Consider the following 8,622-nt stretch of genomic DNA (forward strand, 5'->3'; position numbering starts at 1 on the left):
CCCAACACCCCCCAGCCAACCGCCACCCCACCCAACGGCACGCAGGTCAACGGCGCCCCAACCACCGGCGCCCCGAGCGACAGCAGCCCCGGTCAACCGAACGGCGGTCAACGGCACGCGAGTCAACGGGTCCCCGACCAATGCCGCCCCGGTCGACGGAGCGTTGGTCGACGGAGCGTCGGTCGGGGTTGCTTCGGGCGATGGCGCGTTCGTTGCCGGAGCGGCGGGTAGCGGCGCTCCGGTCCTTGGATCTTCGCCGCGGCATGGGGCTTCGGGCAGCGGTGCGGCGGTCGGGGGGACGGGGGTGCGGGTGTGATGGGGGTTCGTGGTGACGTGCGTGCGCTCCTGCGGTTGGGGGCGGTCGCTGCGCCGGTGGGGGCGCGGGTCGTGCTGGCGGCGTCGGCCAGGACCGTCGCGGAGCTGTCGGCGCTGGGCCTGATGGCGACGGCCGCGTGGCTCATCGCGCGCGCGGCGCAGGCGCCGCCGCTGGAGGCGCTCGGCCTGGCGATCGTGTCGGTGCGCGCCTTCGCGCTGGCCCGCGGGGTGTTCCGTTACCTGGAGCGGCTCGTCTCGCACGACGCCGCGTTGCGCGCGCTCGCGGAGTTGCGGCACCGGTTGTTCCGCGCGCTGATCCCGCAGCTTCCGGGAGGGCGCGGGACGTCCCGGTCGGGCGTGTCGGCGGCGCGGATCACCTCCGACGCCGAAGCCGTCCAGGACCTGATCGTGCGCTGCGCGATCCCGGCGCTGGTCGCCGTGGTCACGTCCGCGGCGGCGATCGCGCTGGCCGCGGTGCTCCTGCCGGTGGCGGGGTTGGTCATGGCGGCGGGCCTGCTCGTGGGCGGGGCGGTCGTCCCGTTCCTCGCGGCCCGGGCCGCGCACCGCACCGCGCGCGGGCGGGCGAGCTCGCGTCCGGCTGGCCGAGCAGCAGGTGGACCTGCTGCACGGGGCGGCCGACCTCGCGGTCTTCGGCGCCACCGGGCGGATGCTCGCCGAGGCCGAGCGGACGGGCGCGGGGCTGGCCCGGCTGCCGCGCGCGGCGACGTCCGGACGGCCACCGCCGGGGGCGGTCGGCGTGCTCGTGCAGGGCGTCACGACGGCCGCGGTCACCGCGGTCGCGATCGGGGCGGGGGCCGTACGGGCGTGCTCGTCGCGGTGCTCGCGCTGGTGGCGCTGACCGCGTTCGAGCCGGTGCTGCCGCTCGCGGCGGCGGCACGGCGGTTCGTGGAGCTGGGCGACGCGGCGCGGCGCCTGCTGGCGGTGCTCGACGGCGGTACGGGCGGCGCGGCGACGCGCGTCCCGGACGGCTCCGTGGCGGGGCCCGTCGAGGTCGGTGTCGAGGACGTGGTCGTGCGGTACCCGGGCGCGGCCGAGCCGGTGCTGCGGATCTCGCTGCGGCTGCCGCCCGGGCGCGGACGGTGCTGGTCGGCGCCAGCGGCGCGGGCAAGAGCACCCTGCTGGCGGTGCTGCTGCGTTTCGTGGATCCCGAGGCCGGACGGGTCGTGGTGGGGGACCGGGACCTGCGGGACCTCACCGACGCCGAACTGCGCCGGACGGTGTCCGGGATGACGCAGGACGATCACCTGTTCCACGCGTCGCTGCGGGACAACCTGACGCTGGCCCGACCCGGCGCGGACGAAGCGGAGCTGCGTGCGGCGTGCGGGGAGGCGGGGCTGCTCGACTGGATCGACGGGCTGCCCGCGGGGCTGGACACCGTCGTCGGCGAGGACGGGGCGCGGCTGTCGGGCGGCCAGCGCCGCCGGGTGTCGCTGGCCCGGGCGCTGCTCGCCGACCCGCCGGTGCTGCTGCTGGACGAGCCCACCGAGGGCCTCGACCCCGACATGGCGGAGGCGCTGATGACGGACGTGCTCGCCGCCACCCGGAACCGGACGACGCTCCTGGTGACGCACCGGCCGGTGGGGCTCGACCCGTCCGACCGGATCGTCGTGCTGGAGAACGGACGGGTCGTGCCGTCGGGCGCTTCGGCGGAACCGGACGGCGTACCCGGCATTTACCGGGAATCGCTGGAATCGACGGAACGGAGCGCGCCGGTGGGGTGACGGAAAGCGTCAGGAACGACCGGGGGACGACCCCAGTACGCCGCCGATGACAGAGGTGAACGTCTGCCAGGCGCTGCGCTCGTCCGCGAGCGCTTTCCTCCCCGAGTTGGTCAGCTGATAGCTCCGCCTGCGACGGCCGGAGGCCACGTTCCAGCTGCTGCGGAGATAACCGATCCGTTCGAGGGCCGAGTGCGGGATAGAGCGTCCCGGTGGGGATTTCGATGGCGCCGTCACTGTGCTCTTGAAGCGCTTCCATGATCGCATAACCATGCAGCGGTCCGTTCTCGACGACCGCCAGGATCAGCGCGTCGAGGTGCCCGCGCAGCTCGTCCGGCTTCATGTCGACAGTCTACATGAAGCGGCCCGTTGATGTCCTCCCCGCCCCCCGATTCTGGCTGCATTAGGCCAGGCCGGCGTCATGGTGTCACGAGCCGGAACGGACTCGTCGACTTAATCGTTGCGAGCGTCTCATGATGGGGCCCCTAAAGCGTTCCAAGTATGGCTTCGAGCGGGAAATTAAAAGGTGTCGCGAGAATCACCGGAACGTCTCTAGCGAGACGCTAGGTATGTCGCATAGGGTGATCGACCATAAGGGTTGATGGAATTTTAATGGTGCCTTGACAGTTAGTTATGGTTTTGCTATTAGGTTGCCCCGGCGGAGGAATTCGATATGTCGGATGAACCGATGGCGCGGCCGGTCGGCCGGGCGGAGGTGCGTTGGTGATCGAGGGAACCGCGGTGGCGGTGATCGGCATGGCCTGCCGCTTCCCCGGGGCCACCGGCAAGGACGAGCTCTGGGAACTGCTGATGGGCCGGCGGGAGGCCGCCGCTCCCGGCCGCATCGAGGACCCGGACGGCTTCGACGGCGCGCTCTTCGGCGTCGGGCCGGGGGAGGCGTCCGAAATGCAGCCCGGCCCCCGGCTGCTGCTGGAGTGCGCCTGGCACGCGATCGAGGACGCCGGGGTGGACCCGACCGCGCTCGCCGGCAGCCGGACCGCCGTTTACGTCGGCGGGACGGGCGCCGGGTGCGGCCACCACGCGGCGGCCGGCCGGCTCTCCCACCATTTCGACCTGCGGGGCCCGAGCCTGTCGGTCGACACCGCGGGCTCGTCCGCGCTGGTGGCCGTGCACCTGGCCTGCGACGCGATGACTTTGCGCGAGTGCGACTACGCGCTGGTCGCCGGCGTGAACGTGTTCGCGGGCGCCGACGACCCGGACGCCGCGAGCGCCGCCGACACCGACCCGATCGCCCCCGACGGCCGCTGCAAGCCGTTCAGCCTCCGCGCCGACGGCCGCGCCCCGGGCGAGGGGGCGGGACTGGTCGTGCTCCGGCGGCTCGACCGCGCCCTGGCCGACGGGCAGCGGGTGTACGCCGCGATCCGCGGCAGCGTGGTCGGGCACCACGGCGGCGCGGGGCCGTCCGCGGCGCCCGACTGGCGGCGGCAGGCCGAGACCATCCGCACCGCCTACGAACGCTCCCGCGTCCTGCCCGTGGACGTCTCGTTCGTCGAGGCGCACGCCAACGGCGTCCCCGAGACCGACGCGATGGAGTCCCGCGCGCTGGCCGCGGTGCACGAGGGACGGCGCGGGCGGCCGTGCGCCGTCGGGTCGATCAAGGGCAACATCGGCGACCTCGCCGGTGCGGCCGGCATCGCGGGCCTGATGAAGGCCGCGCTCGCCCTGCACCACCGGGTCGTTCCGCCGACGCTGCACGGCCGCCCGGCGGACCCGCGGCTGACCGCGCGGCGGTACGGGTTGCGGCTGCTGGACGAGCCGCTGCCGCTCGCCGAGACCGGGAAGGTCGTCGGCGGCGTCGGCGGCGATCGGCGGCGCGGGCACCGCGGGCCGCACCGGCACCATCTCCCACCTGGTGCTCAGCAGGGTGCAGCCCGCGCTCGCGGCGGGACGCCGCGGCGCAGCAGCGCCGGGGGTGTGGACCCTGTCGGCGCCCGACCGGGACGGTCTGCGCCGCAACATCCGCGCGCAGGCCGTGCACCTGGCGCGCCGCGACGAGGCCGACCTCGCCGCGCTCTGCTACACCAGCAACAAGATCAAGGCGTCGCTGCCGCACCGGTTCGCGGTGCCCGCGGACTCCCTGGGCGGGCTGCTGGAGACGATGCGCGCCGCCGTCCGCGATCCCGCGACGCTCGACGCGCTGACCGGCGGCGGGCATCCCCGGGTCAGGTACGGGCTGGTGCTCCCGGGGATCGACGCCTGGCCGACCGGCGCGCCGATCGGCGTGTCCGAGGCGCCCGGCGGGTTCCTGGACTACCTGAACGAGGCGACCACCGAGTTCCGCGTCGTCGAGGACTGCCTCGACCTGTACGACGACCGCGTCGAGGACGCGGGCGGCGTCCGCGGCGCCGCGCTGTTCTGCGTCGAGTACGCGCTGGGCCGGGCGCTCTACGCGCTCGACCTCAACCCCGCCTTCCTCGCCGGGAACGGCGTGGGCGCGGCGGCCGCCGCCTGCCTGACCGGGGCGCTGACGCTCAACGACGCGTCCGCACGGTTCGTCGGGCTGCCGCGGCTCGACCCGGAGCGGGCGCCGCGCGTCCCGCTGCTGTCGGCGGCGGACGGCACCGGCACCGGGCGCTGGCTGACCCCGGACGGTCCGCGCACGGCGCCGCCCGAGGACGTCGGCCACCTGGTCCGCGTCGGCCCGTCCGGACGGTTCGCGCGGCGGGTGGAGGACGCGATGCGCGCGCACGGGCCGCCGGCGCGGGTCGTCACGGTCGCCGCCGACGCCGGCCGCGACCTGCTCGCCCTGGTCGCGGCGCTGTTCCGGGAGGGATTCGAGGTCAAGTGGGAGGCGGCGTACTCCCGCGAGCACCGGACACTGCGCGGGCTGGCGCCGTACGCGTTCGCCCGCACCGGCCATCCGCACGAGAGAGGAACGACATGAAGCTGTACCTGCTGTGGGCGGGGACCGTCCGGGCGACCGGCGCGCCCGTCGCCGCCTACCTGATCCGCCACGAGGACGGCGACGTCCTGGTCGACACCGGGTACGCCCGGTCCCGGGCCGGGGCGCACGAGCAGAACCCGGACGAACCGGTCCGGCTCGACCCCGGCGAGGACGTCCCGAGCCGCCTGGCGGTCCTCGGCGTCGACCCCGCCGGGATCCGCCACGTCATCTGCTCGCACTTCGACCCCGACCACGCCGGGAACATGGACGCCTTCCCCCGGGCCCGGTTCTGGGTGCAGCGGGAGCACTACGAGTGCGCCCGGTCCGGGAGCGTGCCGAGGCTGGAACGTTTCCGCGCCCTCTGGGACCTGCCGGAGGAACGGTTCGTGCTCGTCGACGGCGACCGCGAGTTCCGTCCGGGCATCGAGCTGATCGAGTCGGGCGGGCACGTGCCCGGCCACCAGTCGGTGCTGCTGCGCCCGCCCGGCGCCCGCCCGGTCCTGCTCGCGATCGACGCGGCGCCCACGACGGCCGACCTGGCCGCCGACGAGCGCCCGATCTACCCCCTGGACGTGGACGAGGCGCGGGTGCGGGAATCGTCGCGCAAGCTCGCCCGCATCGCCCGGGAGGAGAACGCGGTGGTCGTCCACGGCCATGACGCCGACCAGTGGAAGGACCTCCCGGTCGCCCCCCGGGCCTTCACCATGTGACCGGCACGGCCCGCGGTCCCCTGATCATCCCCGTCCTGTTCCAGTCGAGTTCGGTGAAGGGGACCGCGAGCCGCAGCCCGGGCATGCGCGCCGACAGCCGCCCGAACGCGACCTGCAGCTCCGCGCGGGCGAGCTGCGCGCCGAGGCACCGGTGCACCCCGTGCCCGAACGCGATGTGCGGGTTCGGGTCGCGGTCGAGGCGCAGCTCGTCCGGGTCGGCGAACACCGCGTCGTCGCGGTTGGCGGACACGATGGACGGCAGCACCCCCTCGTCCGCCCGGATGCGGGTCCCGCCGATGTCCACCTCGTCGACCGCGACGCGGATCGTGCCGCCGCTCACCGACACCGGCGTGTAGCGCAGCAGCTCCTCCACCGCGGACGGGACGAGCCCCGGACGTTCGGCGAGCGGCCGCAGCCCCGCCGGGCGGCGCAGCAGCACGACCGTGGCGGTCGCGATCTGGTTGGCGACCGTCTCGAACCCGGCGACGAGCAGCGTCACGCCGAGCACCACGAGGTCCTCGTCGTCGATCCGCTGCTCCGGCGGCGCCGTGGCGAGCACGCTGAACATGTCGTCGCCGGGGGAGCGGCGGCGCCGGTCGATGAGGTCGGCGAAGTAGCCCTTGAGCCGCGACTCGGCGTTCTCGATGCCGGTCCGGTCGTTGCCGAGGTAGCCCTCCGTCCATTCCCGGAAGCGGGTGCGGTCCCGTTCGGGGATGCCGAGGAACTCGCTGATCACCGCGATCGGGAGCGGGCGCGCCAGCCCGGCGACCAGATCCGCGGGACGCGCCGACGCCGACATCCGGTCGAGCAGCTCGTCGGTCACCTCGGTGATCCGCGGCCGCAGCCGCTCGACGCGTCCCGTGGTGAACTCGGCCTGCACCAGCTTGCGGATCCGCGTGTGCTCCGGCGGGTCCAGGGTGGTGATCGACCTGGTCTCCAGCGGCGCCGCGCGCAGCCGCGGGGCGCCCGGCAGCGCGGCGGCCCGCCGGCTCAGCCGCCGGTCGGCGAACAGCAGCCGGTTGTCGTCGTGCCGGGTCACCAGCCAGGCGCGGTCGCCGTTGGGCAGCCGGACGCGCACGACGGGCGCGGAGCCGCGCAGCCGTTCGTACACCGGCGCGGGGGCGAGGGGTGTGGGCGTCGCCGGTGGGAAGTCGAGTTCCTCCGCCGGATCTGCGGTCATGGCGTCCTCCATCGCACGGAACCTGTGGTCGGCATTCTGCGCCGCGGCGGCCACAGCGGCCTGGACGGTCGCTGGACCGGTCCGGTCCAGTGCGCGTCGAGCGGTCCTAGAAGGCCGTCGGAAAGGATCCGGCTGGACGGCGGATCCCCGACGGAAGGACGATCATGCTCCCGGAGACAGCGCAGGTGCTCGTGGTGGGCGCGGGGCCGGTGGGACTGTCGGCGGCGGCGTTCCTCGGCTGGCACGGCATCGAGACGGTGGTCGTCGAGCGGCACGAGGGCCGGGCGACCCATCCGCGGGCGCGCGGCCTCACCCCCCGGACGATGGAACTGCTGCGCGGCATCGGCCTGGAGGACCGCGTCCGCGGCACCGAGTCCGCCCGGGAGCTGGCGGGCAACGACGGCATCATCGTGATGGACACGCTGGCCGGCCGCCCGCTCGGCGGGCTGGACCGGTCGTACTTCCAGTTCGACGCCGCGGCCTACGACGGGCTCGCCCCGACGTCGTGGTGCATGTGCCACCAGCACGAGCTGGAGCCGATCCTCCTCGGCCGGGCCCGCGAGCTGGGCGCCGACGTGCGGTACACGACCGAGTGCACCGATCTCGAACCGCTGGACGACGGGGTCGCGGCGACGCTGCGTCCCGTCGGCGGCGGCGCCGCCCGGACGCTGCGCGCCCGGTACGTCGTCGCGGCGGACGGCGCGGGGAGCCGGGTGCGCGAGCGGCTGGGCATCGGCATGTCCGGGCCGGGCCGGCTCGGTTTCTTCCTCAACATCGAGTTCCGCGCCGACCTGGCCGCCGTCCTCGGCGACCGCCGCTTCATCATGTGCTACATCGCGGGCGCGGGCGTCCGCTGCGCGCTGCTGCCGGTCAACAACGCCGACCACTGGATGCTGCACGTGATGTGCGACCCGGAGGAGACGGCCGAGTTCACCCCCGAGCGCTGCGCCGAACTGGTGCGCGCCGCGGCGGGCGTCCCGGACCTGGAGGTGGACGTCCGGTCCGCGCTGCCCTGGGAGTCCGCCGGACGCGTCGCGGACCGGTTCCGCGCCGGGAACGTCTTCCTCGCCGGGGACTCCGCGCACGTCATGCCGCCGACCGGCGCGTTCGGCTCGAACACCGGCGTCCAGGACGCGCACAACCTCGCGTGGAAGCTCGCGGCGGTGCTGCAGGGCCGCGCCGCCGCGCCGCTCCTGGACACCTACGAGGACGAGCGCCGCCCGGTGGCGGAGGCGACGGTGCGGCAGGCGGTGCTGCGGTCCAAGGACCGGCCCGGCGCGGGGGGCGCCGCGCCCGACCCGGACCTCGTGCCCGACCCGGTCGTGGTGCTCGGCCAGCGCTACCGGTCTCGCCGCGGTCGTCGCCGAGGACGACGCCGCCGCCGACGCGGGCCGTCTGGGAACCGGCGCCGAGCGGCCGTCCGGGCACCCGGGCGCCGCACCTGGACGCGGGCGGCGCTCCACGATCGACCTGGTGCGGCGGCGCTTCGTGCTGTTCACCGGACCGGCGGAGGCCGCCGCGTGGCAGGCGGCGTCCGCCGCGGCCGCCGCGGACCTCGGCGTCCCGATCGACGCGTTCGCGTTCACCGGCCGCCCCGCCGACTCGGCCGCGCACCTCCCGGACCCGGACGGCCGCTGGACGGCCGCGTTCGGCGCGTCCCCGGACGGCGCGGCGCTCGTCCGTCCGGACGGCTTCGTCGGCTGGCGCTCCCGCGCGCTGCCCGCCGACCCGGCGAAGCGCCCTGCGCGACGCCCTCGCCGCACCGTTGGGCCG

Annotated in this window: 5 protein-coding genes and 4 pseudogenes; 7 read left to right on the forward strand and 2 right to left on the reverse strand. The window is 75.1% G+C overall.

What is annotated here, in order from left to right; translation table 11 throughout:
- The first annotated feature begins 333 nt into the window (after positions 1-333).
- Both BJF79_RS61540 and BJF79_RS55830 read left to right on the forward strand, forming a co-directional pair.
- Positions 334-1,566: a hypothetical protein gene (locus BJF79_RS61540; protein WP_262402556.1), complete on the forward strand. Its 1,233-nt coding sequence runs from the start codon at positions 334-336 to the stop codon at positions 1,564-1,566.
- Positions 1,461-2,057, forward strand: a complete 597-nt coding sequence (locus BJF79_RS55830) for an ABC transporter ATP-binding protein (RefSeq protein ID WP_262402557.1) — start codon at positions 1,461-1,463, stop codon at positions 2,055-2,057. The genes BJF79_RS61540 and BJF79_RS55830 overlap by 106 nt, the downstream gene beginning before the upstream one ends.
- 241 nt (positions 2,058-2,298) lie before the next feature.
- Here BJF79_RS55830 and BJF79_RS65790 read toward each other — a convergent pair.
- Positions 2,299-2,397, reverse strand: a pseudogene (locus BJF79_RS65790) (PadR family transcriptional regulator); the annotation flags it as partial.
- A gap of 413 nt (positions 2,398-2,810) precedes the next feature.
- On the opposite strand from BJF79_RS65790, the pseudogene BJF79_RS67260 reads away from it, so the two are divergent.
- The 3 genes and pseudogenes from BJF79_RS67260 to BJF79_RS61555 all read left to right on the forward strand — a co-directional run.
- Positions 2,811-3,713 (forward strand): annotated as a pseudogene (locus BJF79_RS67260) (polyketide synthase); the annotation flags it as partial.
- 214 nt (positions 3,714-3,927) lie between these two features.
- A complete protein-coding gene (locus tag BJF79_RS61550; protein WP_262402559.1) occupies positions 3,928-4,959 on the forward strand; it encodes a hypothetical protein in 1,032 nt (343 codons plus the stop codon).
- A complete protein-coding gene (locus tag BJF79_RS61555; protein ID WP_083733866.1) occupies positions 4,956-5,669 on the forward strand; it encodes an N-acyl homoserine lactonase family protein in 714 nt (237 codons plus the stop codon). The genes BJF79_RS61550 and BJF79_RS61555 overlap by 4 nt, the downstream gene beginning before the upstream one ends.
- Here the strand turns inward: BJF79_RS61555 and BJF79_RS25370 are convergent.
- Positions 5,659-6,849, reverse strand: a complete 1,191-nt coding sequence (locus tag BJF79_RS25370) for a cytochrome P450 (RefSeq protein ID WP_075901057.1) — start codon at positions 6,847-6,849, stop codon at positions 5,659-5,661. The two genes, BJF79_RS61555 and BJF79_RS25370, sit on opposite strands and share 11 nt — an antisense overlap.
- A gap of 164 nt (positions 6,850-7,013) precedes the next feature.
- Between BJF79_RS25370 and BJF79_RS67265 the strand changes: the two are divergent.
- Both BJF79_RS67265 and BJF79_RS67270 read left to right on the forward strand, forming a co-directional pair.
- Positions 7,014-8,039, forward strand: a pseudogene (locus BJF79_RS67265) (FAD-dependent monooxygenase); the annotation flags it as partial.
- Between the two features lie 298 nt (positions 8,040-8,337).
- Positions 8,338-8,622 (forward strand): annotated as a pseudogene (locus BJF79_RS67270) (hypothetical protein); the annotation flags it as partial.

It is taken from the genome of Actinomadura sp. CNU-125 (assembly GCF_001942465.1).
Classification (GTDB): Bacteria; Actinomycetota; Actinomycetes; order Streptosporangiales; family Streptosporangiaceae; genus Spirillospora.

What these genes read in the sequence shown, in the direction of transcription:
- BJF79_RS61555 (WP_083733866.1), top strand. Translation starts at nt 4,956, where the DNA reads ATGAAGCTGTACCTGCTGTGGGCGGGGACCGTCCGGGCGACCGGCGCG.
- BJF79_RS25370 (WP_075901057.1), bottom strand. Translation starts at nt 6,849, where the DNA reads ATGACCGCAGATCCGGCGGAGGAACTCGACTTCCCACCGGCGACGCCC.